Annotated in this window: 13 protein-coding genes and 1 pseudogene; 2 read left to right on the plus strand and 12 right to left on the minus strand. The window is 73.5% G+C overall.

Going from position 1 to position 14,528, the window contains the following annotated elements; translation table 11 throughout:
• Positions 1 to 15: 15 nt before the first annotated feature.
• The 3 genes from JK356_RS14125 to JK356_RS14135 are packed head-to-tail and all read right to left on the minus strand — an operon-like array spanning position 16 to position 2,787.
• Positions 16 to 1,941 (minus strand): LCP family protein, encoded by a 1,926-nt coding sequence (locus JK356_RS14125; protein WP_201868128.1) that lies wholly within the window; start codon positions 1,939 to 1,941, stop codon positions 16 to 18.
• Positions 1,942 to 1,962: 21 nt separating this feature from the next.
• Positions 1,963 to 2,604, minus strand: a complete 642-nt coding sequence (nadD, locus tag JK356_RS14130; RefSeq protein ID WP_201868129.1) for a nicotinate-nucleotide adenylyltransferase — start codon at positions 2,602 to 2,604, stop codon at positions 1,963 to 1,965.
• Between the two features lie 9 nt (positions 2,605 to 2,613).
• Positions 2,614 to 2,787, minus strand: a complete 174-nt coding sequence (locus JK356_RS14135) for a hypothetical protein (protein WP_201868130.1) — start codon at positions 2,785 to 2,787, stop codon at positions 2,614 to 2,616.
• 170 nt (positions 2,788 to 2,957) lie between these two features.
• Here JK356_RS14135 and JK356_RS14140 point away from each other — a divergent pair, with 170 nt between their 5' ends.
• Positions 2,958 to 4,112, plus strand: a complete 1,155-nt coding sequence (locus JK356_RS14140) for a M48 family metallopeptidase (RefSeq protein WP_201868132.1) — start codon at positions 2,958 to 2,960, stop codon at positions 4,110 to 4,112.
• On the opposite strand, the gene JK356_RS14145 is transcribed toward JK356_RS14140, so the two are convergent.
• The 5 genes from JK356_RS14145 to proB all read right to left on the minus strand — a co-directional run bounded on the left by JK356_RS14145 (position 4,081) and on the right by proB (position 9,162).
• On the minus strand, positions 4,081 to 5,124 hold the full coding sequence (locus JK356_RS14145; RefSeq protein WP_236671269.1) for a hypothetical protein: 1,044 nt from the start codon (positions 5,122 to 5,124) through the stop codon (positions 4,081 to 4,083). The two genes, JK356_RS14140 and JK356_RS14145, sit on opposite strands and share 32 nt — an antisense overlap.
• A gap of 135 nt (positions 5,125 to 5,259) precedes the next feature.
• Positions 5,260 to 5,931 (minus strand): hypothetical protein, encoded by a 672-nt coding sequence (locus JK356_RS14150; RefSeq protein ID WP_201868136.1) that lies wholly within the window; start codon positions 5,929 to 5,931, stop codon positions 5,260 to 5,262.
• Between the two features lie 82 nt (positions 5,932 to 6,013).
• The gene (locus JK356_RS14155) at positions 6,014 to 7,345 is read right to left on the minus strand and encodes a glutamate-5-semialdehyde dehydrogenase (protein WP_201868138.1); all 1,332 of its coding nucleotides are present in this window, start codon (positions 7,343 to 7,345) and stop codon (positions 6,014 to 6,016) included.
• Positions 7,346 to 7,405: 60 nt separating this feature from the next.
• A complete protein-coding gene (locus JK356_RS14160; protein ID WP_201868139.1) occupies positions 7,406 to 7,798 on the minus strand; it encodes a hypothetical protein in 393 nt (130 codons plus the stop codon).
• Between the two features lie 206 nt (positions 7,799 to 8,004).
• Entirely contained in the window at positions 8,005 to 9,162 is a 1,158-nt protein-coding gene (gene proB, locus JK356_RS14165; protein ID WP_201868140.1) for a glutamate 5-kinase, read from the minus strand.
• Between the two features lie 209 nt (positions 9,163 to 9,371).
• On the opposite strand from proB, the gene JK356_RS14170 reads away from it, so the two are divergent.
• Positions 9,372 to 11,375: a hypothetical protein gene (locus JK356_RS14170; RefSeq protein WP_307815576.1), complete on the plus strand. Its 2,004-nt coding sequence runs from the start codon at positions 9,372 to 9,374 to the stop codon at positions 11,373 to 11,375.
• Positions 11,376 to 11,494: 119 nt separating this feature from the next.
• On the opposite strand, the gene obgE is transcribed toward JK356_RS14170, so the two are convergent.
• The 4 genes and pseudogenes from obgE to JK356_RS14190 all read right to left on the minus strand — a co-directional run.
• Positions 11,495 to 12,919: a GTPase ObgE gene (gene obgE / locus JK356_RS14175; protein ID WP_201868143.1), complete on the minus strand. Its 1,425-nt coding sequence runs from the start codon at positions 12,917 to 12,919 to the stop codon at positions 11,495 to 11,497.
• A 97-nt stretch (positions 12,920 to 13,016) separates the two neighbouring features.
• Positions 13,017 to 13,277, minus strand: coding sequence for a 50S ribosomal protein L27 (gene rpmA, locus JK356_RS14180; protein ID WP_201868145.1), 261 nt, complete (start codon positions 13,275 to 13,277; stop codon positions 13,017 to 13,019).
• Between the two features lie 13 nt (positions 13,278 to 13,290).
• Complete coding sequence (gene rplU, locus JK356_RS14185; protein ID WP_201868146.1) at positions 13,291 to 13,614, minus strand: 50S ribosomal protein L21; 324 nt, start codon at positions 13,612 to 13,614, stop codon at positions 13,291 to 13,293.
• A gap of 230 nt (positions 13,615 to 13,844) precedes the next feature.
• Positions 13,845 to 14,528, minus strand: a pseudogene (locus JK356_RS14190) (ribonuclease E/G); the annotation flags it as partial.

The following is a 14,528-nucleotide window of genomic DNA, read 5'->3' on the forward strand; positions in this document are numbered from 1 at the left end:
CAAGGGTCTCATGCCCTACTCCAGGTAGTCCTCGCCAAGGGTGATCGTCACGTCCGCGTTGCCCGCGCCGTCACCCTGCGTGACCGACTCCTCGGGCAGGCCCAGCGTCCGCGCGGCCTCCAGCGCGGTCTCCCGGTGCTCCTCACTGGTGTAGACGACGGAGGACTCGGCGCGCGAGCCGTCCGTGGCGCGGGCGTCGACGACGTTGAAACCGCCGTTGACCAGGGCAATCCTGGCCTCCTCCGTGGTGCCGTCGCCGCCGCTGGCGTCGCGTATGCCGATGCGCGAGGCGCCGGACGGGTCGGCGTTGCTGACCGTGCCGCCGAGGATGTCCTGGACCAGGCCGTCGGAGGTCTCCTCGGAGAGCGTGCCGTCCTCCTCGACGGGAAGCGTGACCGTGCTGTGGGAGTCCTCCTGGGAGTATCCGGCCAGCCGCGCCAGGCTGGCGCCGAGCTCTTCCTCGGTGAGCGAGGGGTCGTGGACCTGCGCCAGGGCGCGGACGACCTCGGTGGCGGCGGCCCGTTCCGCGGGCATCTTCTCCAGCACGGCAGCCATCACCTGGCCGAAGCGCTCCAGCTGGGCGGTCTGCTGCTCGTCCTCGCCGAGGTGGGTCGCGTAGGCCACGGCCGCGTCGCCGTCGAGGGTGACGTCCTCGCCGGCGGGGATCTCCTCGGCGTCGTCGCCCTCACCGCTGGTGACCTCGGCGTTGGTGTCCACGGTGATGCCGCCGAGGGCGTTGACCAGGACGACGAGGTAGGGCGTGTCCAGGCGCCAGGTGCCGGTGATGTCGGTGCCCAGCAGCGAGCTGAGGGCGTCGCGGACGTCGCCGGCGCTGGAGTCGGAGACGGCCTGGCCGAGGGTGGTGGTGCCGCTGGTGGGCGTGATGGCCAGGTCGTTCGGCAGCAGCAGGGTGGTGGCCTCGCCGGTGGTCTCGTTGGCGACCAGCAGGGCGGTCGAGGACAGGTCGCCGCCGGTCTCCCGCAGGTGCACCACGATCACGTCGCGGGTTTCGGCGGCCAGCTCGCCGCCGGAGGAGTCCTGGGGGCCGGACACGCCGGGCAGGCGGTCGGTGGCCCACAGGAACGCCACGCCGCCGAGGACCGCGAGCACCAGCAGCACGGCCAGCAGGCGGCGGCGGATCTTGCCGCGCCGCTTGGCCTCCTCGCGCCGCTCGGTGCGGCTCTCGGTGAACTTCAGCCAGTCGATGACGTCTTCGGAGTCGTCGTTCCGGTCGTCGACGAAGGCGAACTGCTCGGTGCGGTAGCCCTCCTCGCCGTCCTGGTGCGCCTCGGACGAGGCCGGGGGCGGCTCCGGGGACGGGCGCTGGCCGGGCAGGTCCGGCTCCGGGGACCGCTCCTGGCCGCCCGCCCCGGGCGGTGCCGTGGCGGGGCCGGGCGCCACGGGGGGCTGCTCGCCGGTGCCGTAGTCCTGGGCACCCTCCTGGGCACCGTACCCCTCATAGCCCTGGAAGGAGCCGGCGTCTGCCTGGCCGGCCTGGCCGGCCTGGCCTGCCTGGCCGCCGTAGCCGCCCTGGTAGGCGTCGTAGCCCTCCCCCGGGCCGGAGTAGCCCGGATCAGCGCCGGGCTGGCCCGCCTGGTAGCCGTAGTCGTACTCCGGCGGCGCCTGGCCCGGCGGCGCCGCGTGGGCGGATCCCACCGCCTGGGCGCCGTAGTCGTAGCTGCCCTGATAAGGGTCCTGGTAGCCGCCCTGATAGGTGCCGTAGGCCGGGGGCTGCTCGCCGGTGCCGTAGTCCTGGGCACCCTCCTGAGCGCCGTACCCCTCATAGCCGTCGTAGACCGGGGGCTGCTCACCGGTGCCGTACTCCTGGGCACCCCCCTGAGCGCCCTCCTGGGCACCATAGCCCTCGGGCGTGCGGTACAGGGGCCGCCCGTACTCGTCGTATCCGTACACCTGCCCGTACGGATCCTGTCGGTCGTTCACCAGTACCGCCCTTCCGCCCGATCAGCGCGCCGCTTCCGGGAGGTTCCGGTAGAGCGCACGCTTGTTGATGTAGCGCACTACCCCGTCCGGAACGAGATACCAGACCGGATCGCCGCGGGCGACCCGCTTCCGGCAGTCAGTCGAGGAAATGGCGAGCGCGGGCACCTCGACCAGCGAGACCCTGCCGTTGGGCAGGCCCGGGTCGGCGAGCACGTGCCCCGGCCGCGTCACGCCGATGAAGTGGGCCAGGGAGAACAGCTCCTCGGCGTCGCGCCAGCTGAGGATCTGCGCGAGGGCGTCGGCACCCGTGATGAAGAACAGGTCCGCGTCGCCGTGCTCGGCCCGCAGGTCACGGAGCGTGTCGATGGTGTAGGTCTTGCCGCCGCGGTCGATGTCGATCCGGCTGACGGAGAACTGCGGATTCGACGCCGTCGCGATGACCGTCATCAGGTAGCGGTCCTCGGCCGGCGAGACCATGCGGTGGCTCTTCTGCCAGGGCTGCCCCGTCGGGACGAAGATGACCTCATCCAGCTGGAACCGCGCCGCGACCTCGCTCGCGGCGACGAGGTGGCCGTGGTGGATGGGATCGAACGTCCCGCCCATCACGCCGAGCCTGCGTCTGCCCGGTTTCCGGGCCGGCTCGGACGTTATCCGCTCTGCCATGGGCAGACCCTAGCGGTCGCGGTTGAGCCGCGTGGTGATCCACAGGAGCAGCAGCAGCGCGGCGAGGGCTCCGCCGCCGACGGCGTAGGCGTTGAGCGTGCTGCCGTGCTCGCCGTGCTCGGAGCTCTCCGCGAGGGCGGTCAGCGCGTCGGCCGCGGCGGGGGTGAGCGAGGACAGAGTCATGTGTGGCCTACCCGGGAACGAGACGAACGGCTGGAACGTAGGCTCATCGTAAGCGGACGGGTTGGCGGCGGCCTCTTGCCCCCGCCCCTGACCGTGGGATGGTGGGGAGCGGCGGGCGCGTGCCCCGCCCGACGACGCCCCGTGAGGGGCCGCCAGGAGGGGAAGAGCCCATGACCGACGACGGCGCCGCGCACGAGCACCTGTCCGGCCGGGAGCGTGTCCGCTTCCCCGGCATCTCCTCGCGGGCCTGGGAGCATCCAGCCGACCGGTCCGCGCTCGTGGCGCTGCGGAAGCTGACCGGCTTCGACACCGTCTTCAAGGCGCTCAGCGGCATGCTGCCGGAGCGGAGTCTGCGGCTGCTGTTCCTGTCCGACTCGGTGCGGGTGGACGAGCGCCAGTTCCCGCACCTGCACCAGATGCTGCTGGACGCCTGCTACGTGCTGGACCTGGAGCGGGTCCCGCCGATGTACGTCACGCAGGACCCGAAGCCGAACGCGATGTGCGTCGGGCTCGACCAGCCGCTGATCGTGCTGACGTCCGGGCTGGTGGAGCTGCTCGACGAGGACGAGATGCGGGCCGCCATCGGGCACGAGGTGGGCCACGCGCTCTCGGGGCACGCGGTGTACCGCACGATCCTGCTGTTCCTGACGAGCGTCGCCGTCCGCGTCGCGTGGATCCCGCTGGGCAACCTGGCGGTCACGGCCATCGTCTCGGCGCTGCGGGAGTGGTTCCGCAAGTCCGAACTGTCCGCCGACCGGGCGGGGCTGCTGGTCAGCCAGGACCCGCAGGCGGGTCTGCGGGTGCTGATGAAGCTGGCGGGCGGCAACCACCTGCACGAGATGAACACCGACGCCTTCCTCGAGCAGGCGGAGGAGTACGAGCGGGGCGGTGACCTGCGCGACTCCGTGCTGAAGATCCTCAACGTGCTGCCGCGCACGCACCCCTTCGCCGCGGTCCGCGCGGCCGAGCTGCACCGCTGGTCCCAGGGCCGCGACTACCAGCGGATCCTCGAGGGGCACTACCCGCGGCGCGACGAGGACGGCGGCGTGTCGGTCAGCGGCTCCGTCAAGGAGTCCGCCGGCCACTACGCCAGGACCGTCAAGGAGAGCACGGACCCGCTGATGCGGCTGGTCAGCGACGTCGCCAGCGGCGCGGGCGAGCTCGGCGGCAAGCTGCGGGACCTCGCCACGGGCCGCGTCCGCCCGCCGCGGCAGCGCGGATCCGGCCACGGCGGCGGCAGCGGCAACGGCAGCGGCAACGGCGATGGCGACGGCGACGGCGGGAGCGCCGCGGCTAACGAGCGGCCGGATCCGGAAGGGCGTTAGCCGACAGCGTGCCGCACACCGGCAGCCGCTCCTCCGGCGGCGCGTACGGGTCGACGCCCCCGCTGGGGTGCGCCGACGCCTCCTCGCCGGCCAGCAGCGGCTCCAGCGTGTCGGCGGTCTGGGCCGCGCAGTCCATGGGCCCGGCCATCGTCTCGCTGCCGCGCAGCCCGACCTGCCGCTCCCGCAGGCTCTGGTCGGTGAACAGCAGCCGTGTCTCCCGCTGCACCGTGAACAGCGAGGCGGGCGCCCCGGGAGCCCCGGCGGGGCGCAGCGCGTAGGCGATGGTGTGGGTGCCGGTGACCTGGAGCAGGTCCTCGCTTATCTCGGTGAACGTGAACTCGCCGTCCACGCGCGGCACCGGATCGGCCAGGGCGATCTCCTCGGGATCGAAGCGGACGATCCAGCTGGTCACCGTCGTGGAGCTGTCCGTACCCGCCAGGGCCCGGTCGAACTGGTTGAGCTGCTCGGGCCCCAGCAGCTCCCGCACCGGCGCGTACGCCTCGCCGGTGAGCACCTCCGGCGTCAGCGCGCTGGCCTCGAGGTACTCCTTGGCCAGCGTGAGCGAGGTGAGGACCTGCTCGCGTGAGAAGTGGGCCGTGGCCCGCGGGTCGGGCAGCCGCACGCCCCCGGCGCCGACGCCGAAGTCCGCCGCCGGCCCGGCGGCGAACAGGCGGTCGGTGTCCTGGGACCCGGGCACCTCCTCGGCGGGCGCGAGCGGCACGACCGTGCTGACCGGCGGATCGACGGAGCCGGTGGCGCCCGTGGGGTAGGGATTGTTGCCGCCCAGGTAGATGGCGGCGGCGAAGGCCACCAGGATGATGAGTGCCAGCGCTATGCCCTGTTTGGGCAGTACCCGGACGCCCGGCGGGGGCGGCTCGGGCGGACGGCTGCGCACGGGCGTCGTGTGCTCCTCGAGGCGCTCCTGCGCCGAGTACTCCTGCAGCCGCGCAGCCCTGACGAACGACTCGTCGAAGACGGTCGGTGGGTAGTCCTCGTCCCCGGCACCCGGCATCCCACCGGGTACCCCTTCGGGGGGATCAGTACGCCCGGCCACCTCTCCAGCGTAGGTCGCCCCCGAGGACCGAAACAGTCCCTCTTCCCGACGACTTTCCCCCGGATCGTCTTGGTGCCTTCACCTAATGTCCACTCAGGTGCCGGCGCCGGGCTCGTCGGTGTCGCGGTCCGTCTCGCCCACCACGGGCGGTTCACCGGGCGCGATGGACGGCGCCGGGCGCGGCTCCTGCCGCTGGGAGCCCGCCCGCTGCACGGCTATGAGCGCGAACGCGAGCACGCTCAACCCCATCACGACGGCCAGCACGCAGGCAACGGGCCGCTGCCACCGCGCCGGGCGCCACCCCCGGCCCGGCGCGCGGCCCGCCAGGCCCGCGCCGTAGGCGGCCGGGGCAGCCAGGTGCGGCGAGTACGGCGCCTCGTAGGCGCCGAAGCGGCCGTCGCCGGACTCGTCGTCCTCCTCCGGCAGGTACCGCGTGTAGTCGGAGCGGTCGAAGCGGCCCTCGTCGTCCTCCCCGGCGGCCTCGCCGTCCGCGTACTCGTCCTCGTCGTCAAAACCGGACGGTCCGGTTCCGGCATCGGCCTCCGGGTAGTCCGCGAAGCCGGGTTCTGCCGCGGCCTCGGACTCGGCGCGCTCCAAGGCCGCGTAGAGTATCCGCTCGGCCGCACTGGGCTCATGGATCTCAGCAGCCTTGACGAACGTCTCGTCAAGGACCACGGCCGCGAACGCCTCGTCACTCGCCCCGCGGTCCTGGCTGTCGGGCCCCTCGCCGTCCGGGGACAGCGGGCCTCTTACGTCGTCAGGCACGTCATCCAGCGTAGGGCGATGCGGCCGCCAAGGGGAGGGCCGAGCCGAATTCACTCGATCCGGGGCCCGCCGCCCCGCCTGCTCAGCGCCGGATGTGCCCGTCGCCCTCCACCACGTACGTGGTGGACGTCAGCTCCGGCAGACCCATCGGGCCGCGCGCGTGCAGCTTCTGCGTCGAGATGCCGATCTCGGCGCCGAAGCCGAACTGCCCGCCGTCGGTGAACCGGGTGGAGGCGTTGACCATCACGGCGGTCGAGTCCATCAGCGACACGAAGCGCTGCGCGGCAGCGGTGTCGCGGGTGACGATCGCCTCGGTGTGGCCCGACGTCCAGCGGCGGATGTGGGCCGCGGCCTCGTCCAGGCCCGGCACGACGGCGGCGGCGATGTCGTAGCTGAGGTACTCGGTCGCCCAGTCCTCCTCGGTGGCGGGCACGACCCGCGTGCCGGCGGCGGCGCCCGCCTTCTGCCACGCCTCGTCGCCGTGGACGGTGACGCCCGCCTCGGTCAGCGCGGCCAGGGCGCGCGGCAGGAACGCGTCGGCGATGCCCGCGTGCACCAGCACCGTCTCCGCGGCGTTGCACACGCTGGGGCGCTGCGCCTTGGAGTTGACCAGGATCGACACCGCCATCTCCAGGTCGGCCGACTCGTCCACGTACACGTGGCAGTTGCCGGTGCCGGTCTCGATCACGGGCACGGTCGACTCGTTGACCACGGTCTGGATCAGCGAGGCGCCGCCGCGCGGGATCAGCACGTCCACCAGGCCGCGCGCCCGCATCAGCTCGCCGGCGGACTCCCGGCCCTCGCCCGGCACCAGCTGCACCGCGTCGGCGGGCAGCCCGGCGCCCGCGACGGCGTCCCTGAGCACGCCGACCAGCGCCGTGTTGGAGGAGTAGGCCGAGGACGAACCGCGCAGCAGCACCGCGTTGCCCGACTTCAGGCACAGGCTCGCGGCGTCCACCGTCACGTTCGGCCGCGCCTCGTAGATGATGCCGACGACCCCCAGCGGCACCCGGATCTGCCGCAGCCGCAGGCCGTTCGGCAGCGTCGAGCCGCGCACGACCTCGCCCACCGGGTCCGGCAGCGCCACCACGTCCCTGACGTCCGCCGCGATCGACGCGATCCGCTCCGGCGTGAGCATCAGCCGGTCGATGATCGCCTCGGACGTGCCCGCCTCACGGGCGCGGCTGGTGTCCGTGGCGTTGGCCTCGATGATCTCCTCGGCGCGGGCTTCCAGCGCGTCGGCGATCGCCAGCAGGGCGCCGTCACGCGCCGTGCGCGGCAGCGGCGCCAGGGCGGCGGCGGCCGCCTTGGCGCGCCGTGCGGCGGCGGTCACGGGCGAGGCCGGCGCGGCCTCCCCGGAAGCGGCGGACCCGGCAGAAGCGGACGGAGCGGCAGAGGACGGGGTACGGCTCATGTCCGGAAGGGTAACCGAGCCGGCACCCGCGCTGCCGGGGCGTCCGCGGTCTGGAACCCGTCAGAACGGCTGCACGCCCATCGGCGCGGCCGGCGGCGGCCCGTACCCCTCAGCGATCCGCTGGTGGTACGTCTCCCGGCCGATGACCTCCAGGCCGACGATCTCCCACGGCGGCAGCCGCGCGGTCCGCCGGTGCTCGCCCCACAGCCGCAGCGCTACCGCGGCCGCGTCGTGCAGATCACGCGCCTCTTCCCAGTAGCGGATCTCGGCGCGGTCGCAGGCGTAGCGGCCGGTGAGGAGGAACGGGTGGTCGTGCGCCAGCCGTTCCAGCGCCCGCCGCACCTCGTGCCGGGGCGCGGCTGCCCCGGCCACGCTCAGCGTCACGTGCCACAGCCGGGACACCGGGCGCTCAATACTCCCGCGTCCCCCTTCGACGCTGGCCAGTCGTCTCACCGGCGGCCTCCTGAAGATGCTGGTGCTGTGCTCCGGTGCGGGGCGCCGCCGTTCGCCGGGCGCACCCTCGCGGAAGCACTCACAAAACCCCTCAGGAAAAGTGGAGCAGGTTGCGCGGCGCGGCGCGGCGGTTTCCCCGGATTTCCCGGAATCCTCAGGCGCGTTCCGGCCGCTGGCCGGGCCGCCTCATCCCGGCCGGCTGGCCGTCACGCCCGCATCAGCACGAGGTCATCACGGTGGACGACCTCCCGCTCGTACGCCGGGCCCAGCTCCCGCGCCAGCTCGCGGGTCGAACGGCCGATCAGCCGGGGGATTTCGCGGGCGTCGAAGTTGACGAGCCCGCGCGCCACCGCCCGCCCCGACGCGTCCCGCAGCTCAATGGGCTCCCCCGCCGTGAACTCGCCCTCGACAGCCGTGATCCCGGCCGGCAGCAGCGAGCTGTGGCGCTGCGTGACGGCCGCCACGGCGCCGTCGTCCAGCGTCACCGAGCCGCGCGGCGAGGAGGCGTGCGCCAGCCACAGCAGCCGCCCCCGGGAACGAGGGCCGGTGGGACGGAAGTACGTCCCCGCCTCGCCGCCGGACAGCGCCGCGTCGGCCTGGCTGGCGGCGGCCAGCACCACGGGGATGCCGGCACTGGTGGCGATGGTGGCGGCCTCGACCTTCGTCGCCATGCCGCCGGTGCCCACTCCGGAGCGCCCCGCCCGGCCCAGCTCGACGCCCTCCAGGTCGGCGGGCCCGGTGACCTCGGTGATCCGCCGGGCGCCGGGCCGGGAGGGGTCGCCGTCGTACAGGCCGTCGACGTCGGACAGCAGCACCAGCAGGTCGGCGCGCGCCAGGTGGGCGACGAGCGCGGCGAGGCGGTCGTTGTCGCCGAACCGGATCTCGTCCGTCGCCACGGTGTCGTTCTCGTTGACAACCGGCATCACGCCCAGCTTCAGCAGCTGGTCCAGGGTGCGGTAGGCGTTGCGGTAGTGGGTGCGGCGCGCGGTGTCGTCCGACGTCAGCAGCACCTGCCCGACGCGGCGGCCGTAACGGGCGAACGACGCGGTGTAGCGGGCCAGCAGCAGCCCCTGGCCAACGCTGGCGGCCGCCTGCTGCCTGGCCAGGTCGGTCGGCCTGCGGGAGAAGCCCAGCGGCGCCAGCCCGGCCGCGATGGCGCCGGAGGAGACCAGGATGATCTCCTTCTCACCGCCGCGGTCGCTGCCGCTGCCTGTCCGGCCGTTGGACTGCGTCCTGACCAGGACGTCGACCAGCGCGTCGACGCGGTCGGCGTCGAGCCCGCCGGCGGCGGTGGTCAGCGAGGACGATCCGACCTTGACGACGATCCTGCGGGCGTCACGAACGTCCTGCCGTGCCGGTGTCACTGTGCTTCCCCACGCTCCACGGTGCTCGCGCGCGGGCTTCCGGGCCCGCTCATCCGTAATCTACCTGGCTGTACGCCCTGGCCCCGAAAATTGCCGTGCTACCGGGCACCGTCCTACGCTCGCCTGCACATTCCCATCCCTCACCCTCAGGAGCCGGACCAGTGCTAGCTGCCGCATCGTCCCTCCTCCGCCGCCGCGGCGCGCAAGGCGTGGCCTTGCTGGGGCTGCTGCTCTGCTTCGCCGCGCAGCTCCTCGGCGCCCAGCTGCCCGACGCCCAGCTGCTCGCCGTCGGTGCGGCCGCGGGCCTGCTGCTCGACCTCGGCCTGCGGCTGTGGTACTCGCCGCCGCTCAGCCTGCTGGCGCGGCTGCACTGCGACGAGACGATCCGGCAGCTGCTGCGCGACCTGCTGATCGTGACCGCGCTGGTGCAGGTGCCGGGCGTCAGCCCCGGGGAACAGGTGACGCTCGCCGCCGGCCTGCTGCTCGGCTACGGTGCGCACTTCCTCGGCCGCGGCCTGGCGCTGCTGGTGCGCCGCTCCCGCACGCTGCCGGTCGTCACCCGCAACATCGACGTCTCCGAGCTGGGCCTGTCCCCGGCCCCGCCCCGGCTGCTGATGACCTCCAACCGCCGGATACTGCTGTTCTCCCTGCCGGGGACGGCCGGCCTGCTGGCCACCGTGCTGACGGAGCACGCCGCCTGGGGCATGGCGGGCATCGGGGTGACGCTGGCGCTGTTCGCGGGCTCGGCGCTGTACCTGGCGACCTGGCTGCTGCCCGGCAAGCGCCCGCCGTCCGCCGAGCGCGTCACCGAGTGGTTCACGCGGTGGCTGGACGAGTACAAGCCGGACGTCGGCCTGTACTTCTCCGGCGGCTCCGCCACGGCCTACCAGGCGAACATGTGGCTGTCGACGCTGGCCTCGCTGGAGGGACGCCCGCTGATCGTGCTGCGCGAGCGCGGCATGGTGCAGCTGATCTCGGCCACGGACGTGCCCATCGTGTGCCTGCCCCGCGTCGCGCACCTGATGCTGCTGGAGCACTCCACGCTCAAGGTGCTGCTGCACCCGGCCAATGCCCCCAAGACCTCGCAGGTGCTCCGCATCCCCACGCTGAAGCACGCGTTCACCAACCACGGCGAGAGCGACAAGCTCTCCAGCTGCAACCCGTACGCCAAGGTCTACGACGAGGTGTGGGTGGCCGGCCCGGCGGCGCGCAAGCGGTACGAGCTGGCCGACGTCGGCGTGGACGACCGCGACATCGTCGAGGTCGGCCGCCCGCAGCTCGCCCCGATCCGGCCCGCCGACGGCCCGCCGCCCGCCGACGGCCCGGTGACCGTGCTCTACGCGCCGACGTGGGAGGGCTGGACCGACGACCCGGGCAACACCTCGCTGATCCTCGCCGGGGAGAACATCGTCCGGGCCCTGCTGGCCGACCCGCGGGTGCGGCTGCTGTACAAGCCGCACCCGATGACCGGCTCCGTCGACCCCCGCGCGGGCGCGGCCGACGCCCGCATCCGCGAGCTGATCGCGGCGGCCAACGAGGCCTCCGGCGCGGCTGTGCCGGCCGACCAGGCCGCCCGTGAGGCGGAGCTGGAACGCCGCACCCACGAGCTGCGCCAGCTGACCGCGACGGCCTTCCGCCGCAGCGCGGACGAGGTGGAGCGGATGCTCCTCCAGGGCAGGCCCGAGCCGGGCCGCGCCGAGCGCGTGGCGCAGGCCATGGACGCCTGGCGGGCGGCGTTCTGGGCGGCGCAGCCGGAGCGGCGGCATCTGGTGCTCACCGGCCAGCGCCCGGACATCTACAGCTGCTTCAACCAGGCCGACCTGCTGATCTCGGACGTCTCCAGCGTGGTGGCCGACTTCCTGGCGAGCGCCAAGCCCTACGCGGTGGCCAACACCAGCGGCCTGCCCGAGGACGAGTTCAAGGCCGTCAACCCGACGGTGCGCGCCGCGACGATCCTCACGCCGGACGCGGCCGGGATTCCCGGGCTGATCGAGGCCGTGATCGACCCGGCACGGGACACGCTGGCTGCCGACCGCGCCGAGCTGAAGGAGTACCTGCTCGGCCCGGCGGAGCCGCCCTCACTGACCCGCTTCCAGAACGCGGTCACCGCGCTCGCCGCCAAGGCCGAGGCGCGCCGGATCCGGCAGGCCGAGGCGGCGGCGAAGACGACACCGACGCCGCGCCCGGCCGTCAACGAGGGCGCCGCGCCCTGACGGCCACCGCGGCGCCGCCACGGACAACCGCGACACGGGTAACGCCCCTTCCGCCGCCGGCGGAAGGGGCGTTACCGTCACTGCCCCGGCAGGAGCCGTGCCCGCGGCACGGCCTCCCGCTACTCCTCGTCGTTTCCGAGGTTCTCCAGGCGCTGGGCCTCCCGCTCGCGGCGGCGCTGGGCGGCGGGCCGCAGCTCATTGAGCCGGTGGTCCTCGCCGCGGCGGCCGAGCATCTCGGCGCCCGCCATGACCGACGGCTCCCAGTCGAAGACCACCGCGTCGTCGCCCGGGCCGATGATGACGCCGTCGCCCTCCCGGGCACCGGCCTTGAACAGCTCGTCCTCGACGCCGAGCCGGTTGAGCCGGTCGGCGAGGTAGCCGACGGCCTCCTCGTTGCTGAAGTCCGTCTGCCGCACCCAGCGTTCCGGCTTGTCGCCGCGCACCCGGAACAGCCCCTCGCCCTCGCGAGTGACGGTGAAGCCCGCGTCGTCGACGGCCTTGGGACGGATGACCACGCGTGTGGAGGTCTCCTTGGGCCGCGCGGCCCGCGCCTGGGCCACGAGCGAGGCAAGCGCGAACGACAGCTCCCGCAGTCCGCGGCGGGAGACGGCGGAGACGTCGAAGACCTGGTAGCCGCGTGCCTCGAGGTCGGGCCTGACGATGTCGGCGAGTTCCTGCCCTTCGGGGATGTCCGTCTTGTTGAGCACGACCAGCCGCGGCCGGTCCTCCAGGCCGCCGTACGCGGCGAGTTCGGACTCGATGACGTCGAGGTCGGAGACCGGGTCGCGGTCCCGTTCCAGCGTGGCGCAGTCCAGCACGTGGACCAGGACGGAGCAGCGTTCGACGTGCCGCAGGAAGTCCAGTCCCAGGCCCTTGCCCTGGCTGGCGCCGGGGATGAGCCCCGGCACGTCGGCGATCGTGTAGACGACGTCGCCGGCCGTCGCGACGCCGAGATTGGGCACGAGCGTGGTGAACGGATAGTCGGCGATCTTGGGCCTGGCCGCCGACAGCACGGAGATCAGCGACGACTTGCCCGCGCTCGGGTAGCCCACGAGCGCCACGTCGGCGACCGTCTTCAGCTCCAGCACCAGGTGGCGCTCCTCGCCCGGCTCGCCCAGCAGGGCGAAGCCAGGCGCCTTGCGGCGGGCGGAGGCGAGGGCGGCGTTGCCCAGCCCGCCCCGGCCGCCCTGCCCGGCGATGAAGCGAGTGCCGGCGCCGACCAGATCGGCGAGCACCGTGCCGTCCCGGTCGAGGACGACGGTTCCCTCCGGCACCGGCAGCACGAGGTCCTGGCCGTTCGCGCCGTTGCGGTGGCCGCCCGCGCCGGGGCGGCCGTTGGTGGCCCGGCGGTACGGCCGGTGGTGGTACTCGAGCAGCGTGGTCACGTCGGGGTCCACGACCAGCACGACGTCGCCGCCACGCCCGCCGTCTCCCCCGTCCGGGCCTCCGAGCGGCTTGAACTTCTCCCGGTGCACGGAGGCGCAGCCGTGCCCCCCATTGCCCGCGACGACATGCAGCTCGACGCGGTCCACGAAGGTGGTCATCTGGTGTCCTCCTGAACGCCGAGGGCGGACCGGCCTCCCGTCGCGGGAAGGCGGTCCGCCCTGGAAGTGACGCGGTGCTGTGTGGCGCGGCCGCGCGTTACTCGGCCGCGGCCGGCACGACGTTGACGACCTTGCGGTCGCGGCGCCGCCCGAACTGCACGGTGCCCGGGATCAGCGCGAACAGCGTGTCGTCGCCGCCGCGGCCGACGCCGGAACCGGGGTGGAAGTGGGTGCCACGCTGGCGGACCAGGATCTCGCCCGCGTTCACGACCTGGCCGCCGAAGCGCTTCACGCCGAGGTACTGCGGGTTGGAGTCCCGGCCGTTCCGGGTGGACGATGCGCCCTTCTTGTGTGCCATTGTGCTCAGTCCCTTACTTCGCGGCCGGGGAGGGGATCTTGGTGATCTTCAGCTGAGTCTGCAGCTGGCGGTGGCCCATCCGCCGACGGTAACCGGTCTTGCTCTTGTACTTCTGGATCCGGATCTTGTCGCCCTTGGTGTGGTCGAGCACCTCGGCCTCGACCTTCACACCAGCCAGCACCCACGGGTCGCTGGTGACGGCGTCACCGTCCACGACGAGCAGGGTGGAGAGCTCGACGGTGTCGCCCACCTTGCTGCTCGCCATCCGGTCAACCTCAATGACGTCACCGACAGCGACCTTCTGCTGACGGCCGCCGGTGCGCACGATCGCGTACACGCGCTCTCCCTTGCTCGTAAGACGGAACCCCTGATGCCAGCCGGGCCTGGCCGTGATGAAACGGTGGCTGATTCCGGCCTCTCCCGGGACGCGGAGCGCCATGGCTGGGAGGCGGATGCTCAGGAGCATGGCGGGCCTGGTGACACGCCGAAAATCAACAATACGGAGGCCGGGAAACGCCGGTCAAATCGCGGTGGGGGCGGCCCGTGGGGCCGTCCCCACCGCGCGGGTCAGTCGCCGGTCGGCGCGGACACCGACGGCGGCTGCGGCTGCTCGGCGGCGGCCGTCGCCTTCTTGGCGGTGCTCTTCCGCGTCGCGGCCTTCTTCGCCGCCTTCTTGGCCGCGGACTTCTTCGCCGTGGCCTTCTTGGCGGTCTTCTTGGCCGTGGTCTTCTTCGCGGCGGATTTCTTCGCCGTCTTCTTCGCTGTCTTCTTGGCGGGTTCCGCCGAGGGTTCCGGCTCCGGCTCCCCGGCCGGCTCACCACCGGCAGGTCCCACGGGCTCCGCGGCCTCCGCTGCGGGGGCGTCCGGGACGGCCGAGACGGTCACGACGGTCTCGGTCGCGCCCTCCGGCGGTCCCGCGGGGGCGGAGGCCCGGCGCACCGCGCGCCGGCGCGGGGGCGGGGCGGCCGCCAGCCGCGGCTCCTCCACAGGCGGCTGCTGCGTCCCGTTCTCCGGCTCCGGTGCCGCGGACCGGGACGACGGACCGATGACCACCACGGCGGGCTCCTGCGCCGTCTTCGGCGAGCCCGCGGGCACGGTGACCTTGCGGGGCCGGCGCCGCCGGGCCGGGGGCCCGGCCTGTGCGGCCCGTTCCGGCTGGGTTTCCGGCACGGGAGCTGCCTGCGGCTCGGCGGGCGGTTCCGGCTCGGCGGGCGGTTCCGACGCGGGCTCCGCCTCGGCCGCCGCCTTCGG

It is taken from the genome of Streptomyces sp. 7-21, from assembly GCF_016741785.1.
In the GTDB taxonomy this organism is placed as follows: Bacteria; Actinomycetota; Actinomycetes; order Streptomycetales; family Streptomycetaceae; genus Streptomyces.